The sequence below is a fragment of the Mesorhizobium sp. M0659 genome (assembly GCF_040320605.1).
GTDB lineage: Bacteria > Pseudomonadota > Alphaproteobacteria > Rhizobiales > Rhizobiaceae > Mesorhizobium.
The window spans coordinates 16,289-32,693 of sequence record NZ_JAMYPY010000016.1 but is presented as its reverse complement, the minus strand read 5'-3'; the positions used below and the strand labels follow the sequence as shown (position 1 = coordinate 32,693).

Below are 16,405 nucleotides of genomic sequence, written 5' to 3'. Positions count from 1 at the left end.
CGTGCCCGGCCTGGTCAGGCCGAGATGATCTTGGTGTATTCGTCGAGTGCTGCCCCGTAATTCTTGGCGTACCAGTCCATGTCGAGCGCGATCTGCTTCTTCATGTTTTCGGGATCGACCGGGTTGATGCGCTTCTTGTCGGCGGGGATCAGCGCATCGGCGGCCGGATTGGCCGGACCCTGTCCGAGCTTGTCGAACATCACCAGTTGCTTTTGCGGATCCTGGGCGCTGGCGATGAACTTCATCGCTGCGTCCTTGCCGCCGGGGTTGCCCTTGAGCACGGCCAGCGCGCCGGGCGAAATCAGGCCCTGATCCCAGATGAACTTGATCTTGCCGCCCGAGTCCTGCTCGATCAGCGAGGCGCGGGTCGACCACACGATCGCCATCGAGGCTTCGCCGTTGAGCAGCACGCTCTGGCTCTCGGCGCCGCCGCCCCAGTAAGCCACGACGTTTTCCTTGAAGGCGGCGATCTTGTCATGCGCGCGCTTCAGGTCGAGCGGGTAGAGCGAGGCCGGCGCGATGCCGTCTGCGAGAAGTGCGGCTTCCCAACTCGACACGCCCCATTTGTAGAGCGAGCGCTTGCCCGGAAACTTCTTCACGTCGAAGAAGTCGGCCATGCCGGTCGGCGCGTCCTTGCCGTATTTCTCCGAATCATAGGCGATGACATAGGAGAAGAAATAGGTCGACGCCGCGTATTCCCAGCCGAACCCCTCGCGCATCTTCTTCTTGTCGACGATGGCGTAGTCGATCGGCTCGAGCGCACCCTGCGCGCCGAGCGTGATGGCCGAGAACGGGTCGACGTCGACGAGATCCCAGGTCGGCGCGCCGCTCTTGAACTGTGCGGCAATCGCGCCTTCGGTCGGGCCCGAACCGTCCATCTTGACGGCGATGCCGGTCTCCTTAGTGAAGGCCTGGCCATAGGCGGCGTCATAAGCGGTGAGGGCATCGCCACCCCAGTTGACCAGCACCAGTTCCTTGGCCTGCGCAAACGCGCCGGTCGAGCGCAGCAGCATCGGCGTGCCGGCCAGCACGAAGGCTGCAAGCTGGGTGAATTGCCGGCGCGAAATCTCGCCGCGCACAGCCCGGGCGGATAGCGCGTCCATGGCTTGTTTTTTGCTTTGGTCTGTCATTTTAGTTCCCCTTTTTCGTTGTTGGTTCCGGTGGTTATGGCGCGCTCCAGATTCTTTGCTGGAAGACTTCGCCGTTCTCGTCGTCATCCTCCGTCCGGAAGGAGGAAACCCTTTTCCGCCGGCCAGGTCAGCCAGACGGAATTGCCTTTGCTCAGCGCCGCCGCCGCGACCTCGTTCGGCACCGAGACGGTCACCTTGGCGCCCTGGCGCGTCGTCAGATCGAGTTTGGTCGCCGCGCCCAGATAGGTCGAGCCGATGGCGGTGGCGGCGATGCCATTCTCGCCGGCGGCGGCTTCGCGCGCGATCGACATATGCTCGGGCCGGATCGCCAGGATCGCATCGCCACGGACTTTCTCGGCCTTGCAGAGCATGTTGACCGCGCGGTCCTCGCAGAGGCCCGTCGAGCCATTGTCGGCGGGCTTGACCCCCTTCAACGGCAGCATGTTGATCTCGCCCAGGAACTCGGCGACGAAGCGGTTGGCCGGCCGGTCATACACCTCGTCCGGCGCTCCGACCTGCAGCAATTTGCCATGGTTGAAGATGGCGACGCGCGACGACAGCGCCAGCGCCTCGCTCTGGTCGTGGGTGACGAAGACGAAGGTGGTGCCGGTCTCCTGATGCAGCCGCTTCATTTCGGCCTGCATCTGGCCGCGCAGGCCCTTGTCCAGTGCCGAGAAGGGTTCGTCGAGGAGCAGCACGCCGGGTTCGAACACCAGCGCGCGCGCCAGTGCCACGCGCTGCTGCTGGCCGCCGGAAAGCTGCGCCGGCAGTTTCGTCTCATGGCCCTTCAGCCCGACGCGCTCGATCATCTCGGCAACGCGGCGCTTGATCTCGGCAGCCGATTTCTTGCGTACCTTGAGCGGGAAAGCGATGTTGGCTTCGACCGACATATGCGGAAACAGCGCATAACCTTGGAACACCATGCCGGCGGCACGCTGCTCGGCCGGCCGTTCGGTGATATCGACGCCGTCGCTGAAAAGCCTGCCGACGGTGGGCTGCACGAAGCCGGCCAGAATCATCAGGAAGGTGGTCTTGCCGGAACCCGAGGGGCCGAGCAGCGTCAAAAACTCGCCGCGGCCGATATTGAGCGTCAGATCGTCCAGCGCCTGGAACGAGCCGAAGCTCTTGCCGATCCCGATTGCCTTGATCTCTGCGGCCCGGCCGGGTTGCTGCATCCTGCCTCTTCCTTGATCGTGGCTTGAGCGTAGGGCAGTGCGCCGGCTCACCGCAACCGAATAGTTTTCGCCTGATCGGCAAATTTGATTCACGGATGGGAGGCTAGTACGGGCTGATCCGGTTCTCCGACAGCTTCGACCTCAACCACCCATTGAATGCTTCCAGCACCGGGTGGCTGGCCTTGGCATGTTCCGACACCAGGAAATACGAGCGCGGCGAGGGGATCGCGATGTCGAAGGGGCGCACCAGACGGCCTTCGCTCAGCGCCCGGCGGCTGGTCAGCTCGTCGCCCATGGCGATGCCCTGGCCGGCGATCGCCGCGGAAAAAACGAGGTTCATGTCCGAGAAGAAGATGCCGCCTTCGGTGTCGGGGTTTTCCACCTTGGACAGCGCCAGCCAGCGCGCCCAGTCCTCGGTGTCGCCGAGATGCAGGAGATTGGCGCGCAGCACGTCGGCCGGTTTTGAAAAGCCGCCGACCTTGTTGAGCAGTGTCGGGCTGCAAAGTGGCGTGAACGAGATTTCGCACAGCAACTCCACCGAGCGGTTCGGCCAGTTGCCGACGCCAAAGGCAATGAAGGCATCGGCGTCCGGATTGCTGACATCGTCCAGCCGCCTGGGCGTCAGGATCGACAGCGCCACGTCCGGATACATCTGCCGGAACTCGCCGATGTGGGTGCATAAAAACAGAGAGGCGAAGCCCGGCGTGCAGGAAACGGCGAACGAACCGCCGACGCCCGTGCCGGCCTGGCGCGTCACCGCATCGCCGAGCACCGTCAGCGCCTTTCTCACATCGGCGGCATAGCGCTGGCCGCGCGGTGTCAGCGCCACGCCCTTGCCGATGCGCTCCAGCAGGTCGAAGCCGAGGTCGCGTTCGAGGAGCCGCAACTGATGGCTGACGGCGCTGCGGGTGAGGTGCAGTTCGTCGGCGGCGCGCCAGACGCTGCCGTGACGGGCAAAACTGTCGAGGGCGCGCAGCGCCTGTGTGGAAGGTATTCGCAAGAGGCCTCAGGTGAACCGAATTTGCATGAACCGGAAAAACATATCACTTTTTGCAATGCCGCTTCACTGCTTTCTTGGGCCGCATGGAGAAACCGGTGACGACCTCGGCGCAAGCCACCGCGCTTGCCTGTCTCGATGGCATCCAGCCGTCGCTGTCGGCGTGGACGCGCACCATTTTCGATTTCGGCGAAACAGCCTGGCGCGAATACCAGTCGGCGGCCTGGTATGTCGCGCGGCTGAAGCATGAGGGCTTTTCGGTCGAGGAAGGGTCGGCCGGCATGCCGACCGCCTTTTGCGCCCACTGGACGAATGGCCCGGGGCCGACCATCGGCATGTACGGCGAATACGACGCCGTGCCCGGCAACTGCCAGGACGCGGCAACGGTGAAGCGATCGCGCCCGGGCCTCGGCAGCGAGGCCGGCGGCCACACCGATCCGCATTCCGGGCTTGGCATTGCCAGCCTCGGCGGCTTGCTCGCCACCAAGGCGGCCATGCAACGCCACGGCATCGAGGGCACGCTGCGCTTCACCGGCGAGCCGGCCGAAAAGGTCAGGGGCTCGAAACCGATCCATGCGGCCCAGGGCTATTATGACGGCCTTGCCGGCATGATCTCCTTCCACCCTTTCTACATGCTGCCGCTCTGCAACACGGCGCGCTGGGATACGCATTGCGGCGCCGCCTATGCGATGATCTACCGCTTTGTCTGCGACGAACCCGAAAACTGGGTTCGCACAGGCGATGGCGCGCCGATCCCGCAGGCGCATTCGGCGGTGCGGGCGCCCGGCGCCAACGACGCACTGATGACGATGTACATGGCCTCCAAGGCGCTGCGCGATTCCATGCTGCCCCACCAGGGCGGCTGGTCGGTCAGCGAGGCGATCCTCACCGCCGGGCAGGCGACCGCCGACAATCTGCCGGCGGGGCTGGCCGAGATCCAGTACATGATCCGCGTGCCGACCATTGCCATGGCAGAGCAGGTCACCGCGGTGCTCGACCGTAATGCGGCCGCGGCCGCGGCGATCAGCGGTTGTCGCCATGAGCGCCATTGGGTGTCGAAGTCGAGGCCGGGCCTCGCCAATCACGCCATGGCGGGGATTGCCTATGAGGCGCTGTCCACCGTTGGCGCTCCGAGCTGGGACGAGGCGGCGAAAGCGATCGGTCGCGAGGTCCAGGTCAATGCCGGCGGCACCGCGACCGACAACCCTTTCATCGACGAGATGGAGCGGCTGGTTGCGCCGCAAGAGGCCGAGGCAATCCTGCGCCGCGATTTGCCTCCGTCGCAGATCAACTCGACCTCCGACGACTACACCGACATGTCGTGGCACACGCCGACCGCACGCTTCTATGTCGCCCGCCCGGCGCTGCGCTCGGCGAATGGCCATGCCTATCCATCCTGGGCGATGAACGCGCTGGGCGGTATCTCGGCCACCATCGACCCGATGGTCATTTGCGCCGCCAAGACGGTTGCGCTTGCAGCCCTCCGCCTGCTCGAGGACAAGGCCGCGCGCGATGCGGCCATGGACGAATTCGTCACCCGCACCGGCGGCGGCATTGGTGGCTCCAACTGGATCGCGCCGCTTTGCGACTATGACCCGCCGATCAATTTCCGCTGGCCGGAATATGTCACCACCGCGCGGGGGCGCGATTGGTGGATTCCGAGCAGCCAACCCAATCAAGCTGCATAATCGAGGAGAACCTTATGACCGTCCATGACCGCATCGTCGCCGAGCCGTTCTCGCTGCAACGCCGCAACCCCGCCGGCGGCACCAAGCCGCTGACGTCATGGGGCTTTGCCAACGAGACCGACGTGCTGACAGACGTGTTGCTCGGCTCGCCAAACTTCCTGCGCCACCTCTCGACCAGCTCGCTGTCGCGCAAGCATTTGCGCGAAGCGCCCTGCAACGTCCAGATCGCGCAGGCGCAGCACAAGGACCTCGTCGCCGCCTACGAGCATTTCGGCGTCAACATCCACTGGCACGAGCCGACGCCGGAACTGCCGATGCAGGTCTATTCCAGAGACTCCAGCGTCATGACGCCCTACGGCGCCTTCATCACCGCCATGGCCAATTGGTGGCGGCGCGGCGAGAACTATGCCGCCATCCGCACCTATGAAAAGCTCGGCATCCCCATCTACGACATGGTCACGGCTGGCACCTTCGAAGGCGGCGACTTCAACGTCATCGAGGAGGGCGTGGTGCTGATCGGCTGCGGCGGCGCCCGCACGCAGGAAGAGGGCGCCCGGCAGGTGCAGGACTGGTTCGAAAAGGAAGGCTGGGAAACGCGCCTCGCCTTCATCGACGAATATTACGTCCATATCGACCTGATGGTGGTGCCGATCGCCGAAAAACTCACCGCGGTGTGTCTCGCCTGCACCGAGCCCGGCATCGTCGACTGGCTGAAGGGCAAGGGCCACGAGATCATCGACGTGCCGTTCCAGGACACGATGGCGCTCGGCTGCAACTTCATGTCGCTTGGCAAGGACAGGGTGATCGCGCCGACGTCGAGCCAGTCGCTGATCGGCCAACTCAAAGCGCGCGGCTTCGAGGTTGCTGCCGTCGACATGAGCGAGATTTCCAAGACCGGCGGCGGCATTCACTGCATGGCGCAGGCGCTCAAGCGCGAGCCGGCGTAAGGGCACGAATTGCCGCCGGGACCTGTGACGGACTGCTGTCAGATTTGACAAAACAGGCCTGGCAGAGGAAATTGATGCCATTAGAGGAGGGATTCTGTGAAGAAAACTTACGAAAAGCCGAGTCTGGCCAAAGCCGGCAAACTGGGATCGCTGGTCGCTTCGAACCCGTCGAAGCCCGCCCCCTGAGCGCAACCAGCCGCTGAAGGCCGAAATTCGGTCGTCCTGGTTATCGGCGACCGGATCGCGCTGTGTGATTGAAGGGAGCCCGCCGGCTTTGAACGGCGGGCTTTTTGCTTTGCGCCAGAGCGCTGCCGCGTCTGCCGGCTAGTCCAATCTGCCCGAACCTGAATTGAACTTGCGCCGGGCGTTTTCCAGATGCGCCCGCATCGCTTGGCCGGCCGCTTCCGGGTCGCGGCGCTCGATCGCCTCGAACACCGCCTGGTGGCCGGCAAAACTCGTGCGGTTTTCGATCTCCGTATTGGCCACGTGGATGCGCTGGTTGATCAGCCATTTGACCTAGCCGATGATTTGAAAACCAAGCCAGCTTCCCCAAAAAGATCATGCCCAAACAAAGCCATAGCGCGAAGACCACATGCGCGCCGTTCCCGCCCGCTCGGCGATCAGGGAGTGGCTGGCGTGAGATGGCCGCGCTGACGACGGAACGAGATCGCCTCGTCTGGCCGGCCGGACTCGCGACGGCGTGGTCCGGCCGGAATTCCATCTGCTATGCGGGTATCAACACGGCGATGCGATGCACGCCGACCTCCTTGCTTGTATTCGTCGCTTCATCGGTCTTGCCCTTGGAGCAGGTGTACATATCACCCGTCTTTAGCTTGAATTCCTTGTCCGCTTTCTTGATCGTGAATGCACCTGAGGTAATGGTGCACACCATGTCGTTGTCCATCACGGTTTGAGGAGCATGTGCTCCGGGCTGAAACACAACGTCGATAATTGCGATGCTCTTGTAGGCGGGAATGTCTGCATTGCCGGTGCCGACCTCCACCACCCTGACACCGGGCGCAATCTCCTTGCCCTCTTTCGGGCCGTATTTCTTGATTTTTGCCGATGCCGCCAAGGTGAACAAAGGCGCTACCGCGGCGGTCGTCAGACCGAGGGCAATTGCAGACCTGCGATTCATGGTTTTCATTGCATCCTCCCGATGCTCGTCATGCATGGATATGCACGATCCTCGATATATTAGCACAAACGAATTTACTTGTATGCAAAGTGACTGTGGCGCAGGCCAGCAAGAAAATGCTCCGCCGGATAATGTCGCTTCACTGTACCTTTTGCCGGAATTTCGAATGACAGGTCGAGCAATCCTGCAGGATGAGATGCAGGATATGCTCCGCCGGCAGTTTGGTCGGATCGACTTCAACGGCGCTCGGCCGCTTGCCGAGCAGGCTGCCGCCGCCCATCGCCAGGCCGGTGCCCATGCGCATGTCATCGGTGATGACGGCCGGCGCGCTTTCGGCCTTGGCGGCCAGAGCGTCGGCCAGCGTTCCGATATGATTTGCCAGGGCCTCGAATTCCGCCCGTGACTGATCGATCTCCAGCCTGGCCTGCGAAGGCGGTCCAAGCGAGCCGCTCGGAAATTCGGCAATCAGGGCAGGGCCGGTGCGCGCGCGCAGCGTGTCCGCTGCCGCCTTGAAGGCTGCCGCGTCATAGGCTTGCCTGCGGTCGAACATGCCGGCAATGGTTTTCGCAGCCGCCGCCATCTCCTTCATCGACGCCTGGCGGGCCGCGACGATCGGTCCGCTGCCGACGGAGGCGCCCATCGTAAGGGCACAGACCAGCCACAGCGGCGCCGCTTTCACAGTCCATCTCACGGCGCCATGTCCTTGCCCCATCCATCCGTGCTCAGCCAGCCGCAGCAGGGGTTCGACCTGCAGTCGGATTCTTCAGTCGTGATGCCGGTTCTCATCGGTAAATTTCCGTCGCCGGAGGTCTCCGTCTCTGAGCAGATAGACCTTCCAGCCACCGGAAGGTCAACTGATTGAGAAGGCCGATCAGCGGGCAATCAGCACAGGCTTGCAGCAAGCTGACGCAGCGTTTCCTTGACTTGGATCGCAAAAACGGGCAGCAAGGCGGGGGTGAGGGAGAGCATTCTACCGTGGCGCAGACCATGGAGTGCTCTTTTTTTCGTATCAGGCGCCGCATAATCGGTGGCTGATGGAGGGATTGGTTAACCAACTTTGTCCATCTTTTGATTCAATCGGCAACAGACGCGAAAGGTGCAGGGGGCACCAGCGAACTGTGGATGTCACGGATGCGAGGGTCGCAAGCCTGCATGCCGATTGAGAGTGGTTGTATGGCGTTTTTGCGTTTGAAAGACCGGGGCGATACTCCTGAACGGGGTTTGACTTCGAAGAGATCCGGCCAGCGCTGGGTGGTGGTGCCGGTTGTCGGCGCGGCCTTGGCGCTGTGGTCGGTGGCAACCATGGCCGGCCTCTATTCGCTCGGTACCTCGCTCACCGCAGCCTCCAACAGCCTTCCGCACAGTCTGCTTCTGCCGAACGCAGCACTTGCCGATTCGCGCCGCAGCCTCGCCAATTCGTGGGCGCCTCGGCTTTCGGCGCAAAAATCACAGGCCTCGCTGCTCAGCCAATGCGACGCCGGCTGCGCGCATGCCGCCGCGAACTTCGCGCATGACGGCAAGATGGCGCGGCTGAAGCCGGCCACGCACGCTGTGGCCCCGAGCAGTGTCGCCTCAAACATTGCGCCAAACACCAGCGTCGCTCTCGCCACTTCGCGCGGCATGCGCTTCGACGGCGTGGTGGCCAAGGCAGAGCTGTCGCCGCAAAAGCTGGCTGCCGCCTTCGCCAAGGCCTCGAATGCGCCCTTCATGCTTGCCAGCCTTCCGGTCGCTGCCCGTTTCGCCGAAGTCCGGCTGCCCGATCAGCATGGCCCGGCCTCGGAACGCTTTGGGCCGGAAGTGGCTGAGATCGAACGCTCATCGCGCCTGGCGCTGGCGCTGGCCAACAGCTTGCCGGAAGACGCTGACATGCTGGCCCCGCCGCCGGCCGTTGAAGCAATCGCCGGAGGGCAGGATCCTGAGCAGGCCGAGGTTCAGGTCGCTTCGCTGCCGCCGCAGGACGATCTGCCCGACAACATTGCGTTGCCCGGTTGGCGTCCACGCGCCGAAACCGCTCAGCCTGCCGAGGCTCGGCAAGCCAGCAAGCCCAGGGCAGCCAAGCCACAGACCGACAGGACGCCCGAGAGCCCCGCACCCCAGTCGCCGGGCAATTCGTCGCCGCGCTCGCCACGCAGTACTTCGGAGGTCGCCGCACTGCCTGGCGTGCCAGACAGCCAGAGCATCCAATCAAGCCGGATCAAGCCTGGCAAACGGTCGAAGACACAGGCCGGCGAGATGCTGGCCTATGCCAAGCCGGACGTCCCGGCGGGCGGTGTCGGTCGCGCCTTCAAGGATCTGTTCGCCACGCCCGGAATGGGCGGCGGCGTCGCCGTGTACGATATCTCGGCCAAGACCGTCTATATGCCGGACGGCTCGCGGCTGGAGGCCCATTCGGGGCTGGGTTCGATGGTCGACCAGCCGCGCTTCGTGCACAAGAAGAATGTCGGCCCGACGCCGCCCAACACCTATGATCTGCGACTGCGCGAATCCCGCTTCCATGGCGTCGAGGCGCTCCGTCTCACTCCCGTCAGCGGCGGCAATAAATACGGCCGCGACGGCCTGCTCGCCCACACCTACATGCTGCGCGGCGGCCGTGCGGAATCCAATGGCTGCGTCGTCTTCAAGGACTACGCCCGCTTCCTTGCCGCCTACAAGAAGGGCAAGATCAAGCGCCTCGTCGTCGTGCCGCGCCTGACCAAGCCGCTGACGCGGGTCGCTCAGGAAGGCCGGGGAGCGTAAGGCAGTAGGCAGTAGGCAGTAGGCAGTAGGCAGTAGGGCCCAGGAGCGTCCATCGCCTGTTGATTGTTTTTCTGCCCCTATTGCCTATTCCCCACTGCCTATTCCCTTTTCACCCCCAGGCAGACTATGAGTGACCCCTGCGGGTCGGCTTCACCACGAGGACATCCATGACAATACGCGCTGTCGTTTGGGGCGAGAACATCCATGAGCGGACCAATGAGGTGGTCGCAGCCCTCTATCCCGAGGGCATGCACACGACCATCGCCAAGGCGCTGAATGCCGACAAGGCGATCTCCGCCTCGACCGCCACGCTCGAGCAGCCGGAGCACGGCCTGCCGGCCGACCGTCTGGCCGAGACCGACGTGCTGGTCTGGTGGGGCCACAAGGATCATGGCGCCGTCGCCGACGAGATCGTCGAGCGCGTCGCCCGCCGGGTCTTTGAAGGCATGGGGCTGATCGTTCTCCATTCCGGCCATTTCTCGAAAATCTTCAAGCGGCTGATGGGCACGCCCTGCACGCTGAAATGGCGCGAGGCGGGTGAGCGCGAGCGGCTCTGGGCGACCAGTCCCAGCCATCCGATCGCCGAAGGCGTCGGCGAATATTTCGAGCTCGAGAATGAAGAAATGTATGGCGAGCAGTTCGCCGTGCCCGAACCGCTGGAGACCGTCTTCATCTCCTGGTTCCAGGGCGGCGAGGTGTTCCGTTCTGGGCTGACCTATCGCCGCGGCGCCGGCAATGTCTTCTACTTCCGCCCGGGCCACGAGACCTATCCGACCTATCACGACGCCAATGTGCACAAGGTGCTGCGCAATGCGGTGAAGTGGGCGCACAATCCGCAGGGCACCAAGTCGGCGATCCTCGAGGCGCCGAACGTGCCGGTCGAGAAGGCGCTGGAGCCGATCGTCGAGCGCGGCGGCAAGCTGCACGCTTCGGGCGAGGCCGGCTTCCGCTAAAGCAAAATCCAGGAAAAAAGGCGTAGCGGTTTTCCGCATGGGTTTCCTAGACCGTATCTGCGCCATATGATTGAATCGAACCAATTCGCTCGGAGTGCAGAGAATGCGGCTTTTGATACTGGGTACCGGCTGGATGGCGCAGGAGCATGCCCGCCGCTTCGGCGGTATCGACGGCGTCGAGATCGTCGGTGCTGTCGACGTCGATGAAAAGCGCGTTGGCGAATTTGCCGACGGGTTCAAGATACCGAAGCGATTCACATCGCTGGAAGACGCGCTGGCGTGGGGCGAGTTCGATGCGGTCGCCAACGTCACGCCCGACCGCATTCACCACCCGACCACCATGGCGCTGATCGCGGCCGGCAAGCCGGTGCTGTGCGAAAAGCCGCTGGCCGAAGACTTCGGCAAGGCAAGCGAGATGGCCAAAGCGGCTGAGGCCGCCGGCATCGTCAACATGGTCAATCTCACCTATCGCAATGTCGCTGCCTTGCAGAAGGCGCGGCAGATGGTGCTGGCCGGCGAGATCGGCACCGTCCGCCACGTCGAGTCCTCCTATCTACAGAGCTGGCTGGTCTCGAAATTCTGGGGCGACTGGCGCACCGACCCGAAATGGCTGTGGCGGCTGTCGCGCGACCACGGCTCCAACGGCGTGCTCGGCGATGTCGGCATCCACATCCTCGATTTCGCCAGCTATGGCGCCGCACTCGACGTCGACCACGTGTTTTGCCGGCTGCGCACCTTCGACAAGGCGCCAGGCAACCGTATCGGCGAATACGACCTCGACGCCAATGACAGCTTCGCCATGACGCTGGATTTCTCCAACGGCGCCTTTGGCGTCGTTCACGCCAGCCGCTGGGCGACCGGCCACATCAACGAATTGCGCCTGCGCATCTATGGCGACAAGGGCGGCATCGAAGTCGTGCACAATCTCGAGGGTTCGGAACTGAAGGCGTGTGTCGGCGAGGATATCGAGAACGCCAAATGGCAGGTGCTCGACGCCGGCACGGTGCCGACCAATTACCAGCGCTTCGTCGATGCGGTTCGCAGCGGCGTGCAGGCCGAGCCTTCATTCCACCATGCCGCCGAACTGCAGAAGGTGCTGGATCTGGCCATGGTTTCGGAACAGAAGCGGACGGAACTGAGGGCCAGCGCCGATACGCAGTGATGTGAAGGGGAGGAAGAAACTATGGTCTCGCGCCGCGCGCAATGTCTCTGCGGCCAGCTTTCAGCCGTCTGTTCGGGCGAGCCGGTGCGCATCTCGGTCTGCCACTGCCTCGACTGCAAGCGCCGCACCGGCAGCGCCTTCAGCTACAATGTCCGGTTTGCGCAAGCTGATGTATCGATCGAGGGGCGGGCGAAGCAGTTCACGCGCGCCGGCGACGAGGGCGGCCGCGTCATCTACAATTTCTGCCCGGAGTGCGGCGCCGCCGTCCACTATCGCATCGACACGCAGCCCGGTGTGATCGCCATTCCCGTCGGCGCCTTCGCCGACCCGTCGTTCCCGCCGCCCTTCCAGTCTTTTTACCACGAAAGCCGTCGCTGTGAGTGGGTCGAGATCAACGCCGAGCCGCTGGCGACGTTCGACTGAAGGCCGCTTTTTGGATACCCGGAACCGTCCGCACGCTCCGCGCCTTTGAGAGGGCATCGCCCCCCTGATTGCCATTGCCGAGCCGTTAGCCACCGCGCTCGGCTGCCCCATGAATAGGCATAAGTCAAGACGAATCCGGCTTGCGGCCCGATTGCTGACATGCTTACCTGACGGCATGTGTTCAATGGGGGTATATGGATGGCTAAGGAATCTTCGAATTCCGCTTCTTCAGAAAAGAAGGCGGACGTAAATCTGATAGGTAACACAGAAGGAAACGGGCTGAACTTCATGGGAGTTCAGGCCCGCGAAAACGGAACCGCCGGCGACGCCGTCGGTGTCGACAAGATCCGTGACCTGCTCTTCGGCAACCAGATGCAGGACTATGACCGCCGTTTTTCCAAGCTTGAAGAACGGGTGTTGCAGCGCTTCAAGGATGTCGAGTCCGAGGCCAAGCGCAATCTCGAAATGTACGAGTCGAATGCAAAGAAGCAGATCGATTCGCTTGCAGGGCAATTGCGGAGCGAAAAAGATTCACGAGCCGATGCCGACAAGGAGATCGACCGGAATCTTCGCGAGCAAAACCAGGCTCTTGAAAAGCAGGTGCGCACGTTGTCGGATCAGTTGAGCGCGCTCGAGCGCGACGTTTCGGACCGGATAAATCGAAACGATCATTTGCTGCGTGAGGAAATCAAGCAGAAGAATGAAGGCGTTCAGATGCTGATCGAGAAGATGTTTGCCGACCTCAGCAACGTCAAGACCGACCGAAATCTTTTGGCTGGCCTGTTTGTCGAGGTTGCAAAGTGTCTCAATCAGGATCCCGTCGGGAGCAAGAGCAACTCGGACCGCAGCTGGAAAGTGAGTTGATGGGACCTTGACGTCCACCGTCGACCCATTCAACCTTCCGCAAAGAACAGCCTCGAACGATACAGAGATTGATCGCGAGGCTCTGGCTCGTCTTTTGATCGAAATTGCCCGGAACGTTGATCCGGACTACCGTGCGCAGTTCGAGGCGGTTCCAACCGCCGATCCGCGCATGGAAACGCTGCGGCAGTTGCTGGTCAGCCGCGAAATCTCCGAGCTTTCACGCGTCACGCATCTGCTCGACGAACCCGAGCAGCTTGCGGCGGCCGTGGGCGACGTTCTTCCCAGTGCTGCCGGACGAGCGCCTTACGCGCAACTCGGCGAGGCGCTTGCGCCAGCTGTCGAACGGGCTGTGCAACGGTCGATCCAGAAGAGCCCGCGCACGCTGACGGACATATTGTACCCGGTGTTTCTGCCGGCAATTCGCAAGTCGATCGGCGAAAAGATCGACCAGACCTTTCAGTCGCTGAATGAAACTCTAAGGCACATATTCACCTGGCACGGGCTCAAGTGGAGACTTGAAGCCTGGAGAACAGGGGCAAGCTTCTCGGCAGTTGTTCTGAAGCATTCCCTTGTCTACCGTGTGGAACATGCCTTTCTCATTCATCGGAATTCCGGCCTTTTGATAGCGCATGTAACTGCCGACAATGCGACGAGCGAAGATCCTCAGCTCATTTCTTCGATGCTCAGTGCGATTCAGGATTTTGTAAAAGACTCATTTAACGAGAAAGAGCAGAGCGGCCTGGACACAATCCGTTTCGGCGAGCTTCGTCTCTGGTCGGAAGTTGGACCGTTTGCGACACTGGTTTCGGTGATCCGGGGAAATCCGCCGGAGGAATTGCATGAAATCGTTCGCGATGTGTTGCTTCGCATCCATGAGCAATCCTCAGAGGCTTTAGAGCAGTTTGACGGCGACGGTTCGCAGCTGGCCTCCGTAGAGGCGCAGTTGCAGACCTGCGTCGAGCTGAAGCAGGAGGAATCAAACGACGGATTTCCGTGGCTGGTGGCGGCCGTTGCCCTGTTGCTCTTGAGTCTGGCAGGCGGTTGGTACTTTCTTTCCTGGCAATCAGCGCAGCGCTGGCAGGCTTACGTGTCGCGCTGGCAGGCTTACGTGTCGCGAGTGGAGGCCCAGCCGGGCATCATCGTTGCCGAACAGCAGGTACGCGATGGCCAGTTCTATATTGCCGGCCTGAGGGACCCGCTTGCCGTCGACCCGCAGTCGCTGTTGTCAGGCACGGGAGTCGATCCGGCCGGGGTTCATTCGCAATGGCAATTTTATCAGAGCCTTGAGCCGGAGTTCGTGCTGAAGCGGCTGACGGCGTCGCTGGCTCCGCCGGATTCAGTGCGACTTTCGATTGTCGATGGCCGCATCGTCGCCGAGGGTGAGGCTCCCGACACCTGGATCAGCCGGGCGCGCGCGGCGGCCCAGCAGCTTTCGGCAGGCGGGCCGGTCTTCGATATCTCGGGGGTTCGTGACGTAAGTCCCCAAGTGCGCGAGGCGGAGCGCTGGCACGCCTATGTGTCGCGACTGGAGACCCAGCCGGGCATCATCGTTGCAGACCAAAAGATAAGCGACGGCCAATTCTATATTGCCGGCCTGCGAGACCCGCTTGGCGCCGATCCGCAGTCGCTGTTGTCGGGAACAGAGGTCGATCCCGCCCGGGTTCATGCGCAGTGGCAGTTCTATCAGAGCCTTGAGCCGGAGTTCGTGCTGAAGCGGCTGACGGCGTCACTGTATCCGCCGGATACAGTACGACTTTCGATCGTCGATGATCGCATCGTTGCCGAGGGTGAGGCTCCCGACACCTGGATCGATCGCGCGCGCGCGGCGGCCCGGCAGCTTTCGGCAGGCGGACCCGAATTCGACATCTCCAAGGTTCGTGACGTGAGCCCCGAAGCACGCGCGGCGGAGCACTGGCAGTATTATGTGTCGCGACTTGAGGCCCAATCGGGAATCATCGTCGCCCAACAAAGCGCGAGGGGCGGACATTTCTACATTTCCGGCTTGAGAGACCCGCTTGCCGCCGACCCGCAAGCCCTGCTCTCCGGAACGGACGTTGATCCTGCCCGCGTTCATGCACAGTGGCAATTCTATCAGAGCCTTGATCCGAAGTTTGTGGTGAAGCGGCTGACCGCGGCGCTGTCCCCGCCGAAAACCGTTCATCTCTCGATCATCCAGGGTCGCATCGTGGCCGTGGGTGAGGCTCCTGCCGGCTGGATCAACCGCGCGCGGGCCGCCGCTGAACAACTTTCGGCGGACGGAGTGGTTCTGGATGTCTCGCAACTGCGTGAGCTGAACCTTGCAGAACTTAATCATTTGAGGCAGGCCATCCAGACGACCGATATTTTCTTCTCTTCCGGCAAGGTTGTGCCGGGACCGGAGCAGACGCCGGTTCTCGACAGGTTGGCGGATCAAATAAAGGAATTCGCCCAGAGTGCCCGCAATTCCGGCGTAACGGCGCGGTTCATGTTGACCGGGCATTCGGACACCACGGGCCGTGAGACGGCCAACGCGTCGATCAGCGCCGCCCGCGCCGAGACAGTTCGTGCGCTTCTCAACAAGCGGGGCGTCGCTCCCGAATTGCTGCTGGTTCGGGGCGCGGGCACTTTTGAGCCGGCTGTACCTGAAAACAGTCTAACCGGTAGCTCCACCAATCGCCGGGTTTCGATTACCGTAAACCTGGACTAGCGGAGCCCAACATGTTGCAAAAAAAGATCTGCATGCTGGGCGGTTTCGCTGTCGGAAAGACGAGTCTGGTCCGCAGGTTTGTGCAGAGCATCTTCTCAGAAACCTACTTGACCACCGTTGGAGTGAAAATCGACAAGAAGAGCGTCGCGCTCCCGGACAAAACCGTGGATCTGATTTTGTGGGATTTGGCCGGCGAAGACGATATCGGCTCATTCCGCGTCAGCTATGTTCGCGGTGCAACCGGGCTCGTGCTTGTCGTCGATGGAACCCGCGCCGCTACTCTTGCCGTGGCACTCACGCTGCGCGAACGGGTCGAGGCCGAATTCGGCGCCATGCCGTTCGTATTGCTGTTCAACAAGTCCGATCTGGCCGATCGGTGGGCGATATCGGATGGTGAGATCAACGAGTTGAGGCAACGTGGATGGCAAATCTATCTAACAAGTGCGCTTTCGGGCGAGCAGGTCGATGACGCCTTTCGTCAACTTGCCTTGATGGTCACCAAATAG

The 16,405-nt window shown here is 62.3% G+C and carries 15 protein-coding genes; 9 read left to right on the top strand and 6 right to left on the bottom strand.

Annotated elements, in window-relative coordinates; all coding sequences use genetic code 11:
- Positions 1–14: 14 nt before the first annotated feature.
- The 3 genes from NKI31_RS22995 to NKI31_RS22985 all read right to left on the bottom strand — a co-directional run bounded on the left by NKI31_RS22995 (position 15) and on the right by NKI31_RS22985 (position 3,305).
- Complete coding sequence (locus tag NKI31_RS22995; RefSeq protein ID WP_023754686.1) at positions 15–1,130, bottom strand: ABC transporter substrate-binding protein; 1,116 nt, start codon at positions 1,128–1,130, stop codon at positions 15–17.
- Positions 1,131–1,213: 83 nt separating this feature from the next.
- Positions 1,214–2,305, bottom strand: coding sequence for an ABC transporter ATP-binding protein (locus tag NKI31_RS22990; protein ID WP_352497185.1), 1,092 nt, complete (start codon positions 2,303–2,305; stop codon positions 1,214–1,216).
- A 103-nt stretch (positions 2,306–2,408) separates the two neighbouring features.
- Positions 2,409–3,305 (bottom strand): LysR substrate-binding domain-containing protein, encoded by an 897-nt coding sequence (locus tag NKI31_RS22985; protein ID WP_023684774.1) that lies wholly within the window; start codon positions 3,303–3,305, stop codon positions 2,409–2,411.
- Between the two features lie 83 nt (positions 3,306–3,388).
- On the opposite strand from NKI31_RS22985, the gene NKI31_RS22980 reads away from it, so the two are divergent.
- Positions 3,389–4,990 carry a zinc-binding metallopeptidase family protein gene (locus NKI31_RS22980; RefSeq protein ID WP_352652603.1) on the top strand — a complete coding sequence of 534 codons (1,602 nt, stop codon included), beginning with the start codon at positions 3,389–3,391 and terminating at the stop codon, positions 4,988–4,990.
- Positions 4,991–5,004: 14 nt separating this feature from the next.
- Positions 5,005–5,937, top strand: coding sequence for a dimethylarginine dimethylaminohydrolase family protein (locus NKI31_RS22975; RefSeq protein WP_023693913.1), 933 nt, complete (start codon positions 5,005–5,007; stop codon positions 5,935–5,937).
- Between the two features lie 324 nt (positions 5,938–6,261).
- Here the strand turns inward: NKI31_RS22975 and NKI31_RS22970 are convergent, their stop codons facing one another.
- The 3 genes from NKI31_RS22970 to NKI31_RS22960 all read right to left on the bottom strand — a co-directional run bounded on the left by NKI31_RS22970 (position 6,262) and on the right by NKI31_RS22960 (position 7,766).
- Positions 6,262–6,423: an FCD domain-containing protein gene (locus NKI31_RS22970; protein WP_023752549.1), complete on the bottom strand. Its 162-nt coding sequence runs from the start codon at positions 6,421–6,423 to the stop codon at positions 6,262–6,264.
- Between the two features lie 238 nt (positions 6,424–6,661).
- On the bottom strand, positions 6,662–7,084 hold the full coding sequence (locus NKI31_RS22965) for a hypothetical protein (RefSeq protein ID WP_023684778.1): 423 nt from the start codon (positions 7,082–7,084) through the stop codon (positions 6,662–6,664).
- Between the two features lie 130 nt (positions 7,085–7,214).
- Positions 7,215–7,766 (bottom strand): cytochrome c, encoded by a 552-nt coding sequence (locus NKI31_RS22960; RefSeq protein WP_352652602.1) that lies wholly within the window; start codon positions 7,764–7,766, stop codon positions 7,215–7,217.
- A 482-nt stretch (positions 7,767–8,248) separates the two neighbouring features.
- On the opposite strand from NKI31_RS22960, the gene NKI31_RS22955 reads away from it, so the two are divergent.
- The 7 genes from NKI31_RS22955 (at position 8,249) to NKI31_RS22925 (ending at position 16,405) form a co-directional block, all read left to right on the top strand.
- Complete coding sequence (locus tag NKI31_RS22955) at positions 8,249–9,811, top strand: tlde1 domain-containing protein (protein WP_084558234.1); 1,563 nt, start codon at positions 8,249–8,251, stop codon at positions 9,809–9,811.
- Positions 9,812–9,978: 167 nt separating this feature from the next.
- Entirely contained in the window at positions 9,979–10,764 is a 786-nt protein-coding gene (locus NKI31_RS22950; protein WP_352652601.1) for a ThuA domain-containing protein, read from the top strand.
- Positions 10,765–10,867: 103 nt separating this feature from the next.
- Positions 10,868–11,926, top strand: a complete 1,059-nt coding sequence (locus tag NKI31_RS22945; protein WP_023684783.1) for a Gfo/Idh/MocA family protein — start codon at positions 10,868–10,870, stop codon at positions 11,924–11,926.
- A gap of 21 nt (positions 11,927–11,947) precedes the next feature.
- Entirely contained in the window at positions 11,948–12,349 is a 402-nt protein-coding gene (locus NKI31_RS22940) for a GFA family protein (RefSeq protein ID WP_023738664.1), read from the top strand.
- 198 nt (positions 12,350–12,547) lie between these two features.
- The gene (locus NKI31_RS22935) at positions 12,548–13,213 is read left to right on the top strand and encodes a hypothetical protein (RefSeq protein WP_023670314.1); all 666 of its coding nucleotides are present in this window, start codon (positions 12,548–12,550) and stop codon (positions 13,211–13,213) included.
- A 7-nt stretch (positions 13,214–13,220) separates the two neighbouring features.
- Complete coding sequence (locus NKI31_RS22930) at positions 13,221–15,899, top strand: OmpA family protein (protein ID WP_352652600.1); 2,679 nt, start codon at positions 13,221–13,223, stop codon at positions 15,897–15,899.
- 11 nt (positions 15,900–15,910) lie between these two features.
- On the top strand, positions 15,911–16,405 hold the full coding sequence (locus tag NKI31_RS22925; RefSeq protein WP_023670316.1) for a Rab family GTPase: 495 nt from the start codon (positions 15,911–15,913) through the stop codon (positions 16,403–16,405).

Bases quoted from the DNA above. Each gene is read 5' to 3' on its own strand.
- NKI31_RS22995 (WP_023754686.1), bottom strand. From the start codon at position 1,130: ATGACAGACCAAAGCAAAAAACAAGCCATGGACGCGCTATCCGCCCGG.
- NKI31_RS22965 (WP_023684778.1), bottom strand. From the start codon at position 7,084: ATGAAAACCATGAATCGCAGGTCTGCAATTGCCCTCGGTCTGACGACC.
- NKI31_RS22955 (WP_084558234.1), top strand. From the start codon at position 8,249: ATGGCGTTTTTGCGTTTGAAAGACCGGGGCGATACTCCTGAACGGGGT.
- NKI31_RS22950 (WP_352652601.1), top strand. From the start codon at position 9,979: ATGACAATACGCGCTGTCGTTTGGGGCGAGAACATCCATGAGCGGACC.
- NKI31_RS22975 (WP_023693913.1), top strand. From the start codon at position 5,005: ATGACCGTCCATGACCGCATCGTCGCCGAGCCGTTCTCGCTGCAACGC.
- NKI31_RS22925 (WP_023670316.1), top strand. From the start codon at position 15,911: ATGTTGCAAAAAAAGATCTGCATGCTGGGCGGTTTCGCTGTCGGAAAG.
- NKI31_RS22980 (WP_352652603.1), top strand. From the start codon at position 3,389: ATGGAGAAACCGGTGACGACCTCGGCGCAAGCCACCGCGCTTGCCTGT.
- NKI31_RS22935 (WP_023670314.1), top strand. From the start codon at position 12,548: ATGGCTAAGGAATCTTCGAATTCCGCTTCTTCAGAAAAGAAGGCGGAC.
- NKI31_RS22940 (WP_023738664.1), top strand. From the start codon at position 11,948: ATGGTCTCGCGCCGCGCGCAATGTCTCTGCGGCCAGCTTTCAGCCGTC.
- NKI31_RS22990 (WP_352497185.1), bottom strand. From the start codon at position 2,305: ATGCAGCAACCCGGCCGGGCCGCAGAGATCAAGGCAATCGGGATCGGC.
- NKI31_RS22945 (WP_023684783.1), top strand. From the start codon at position 10,868: ATGCGGCTTTTGATACTGGGTACCGGCTGGATGGCGCAGGAGCATGCC.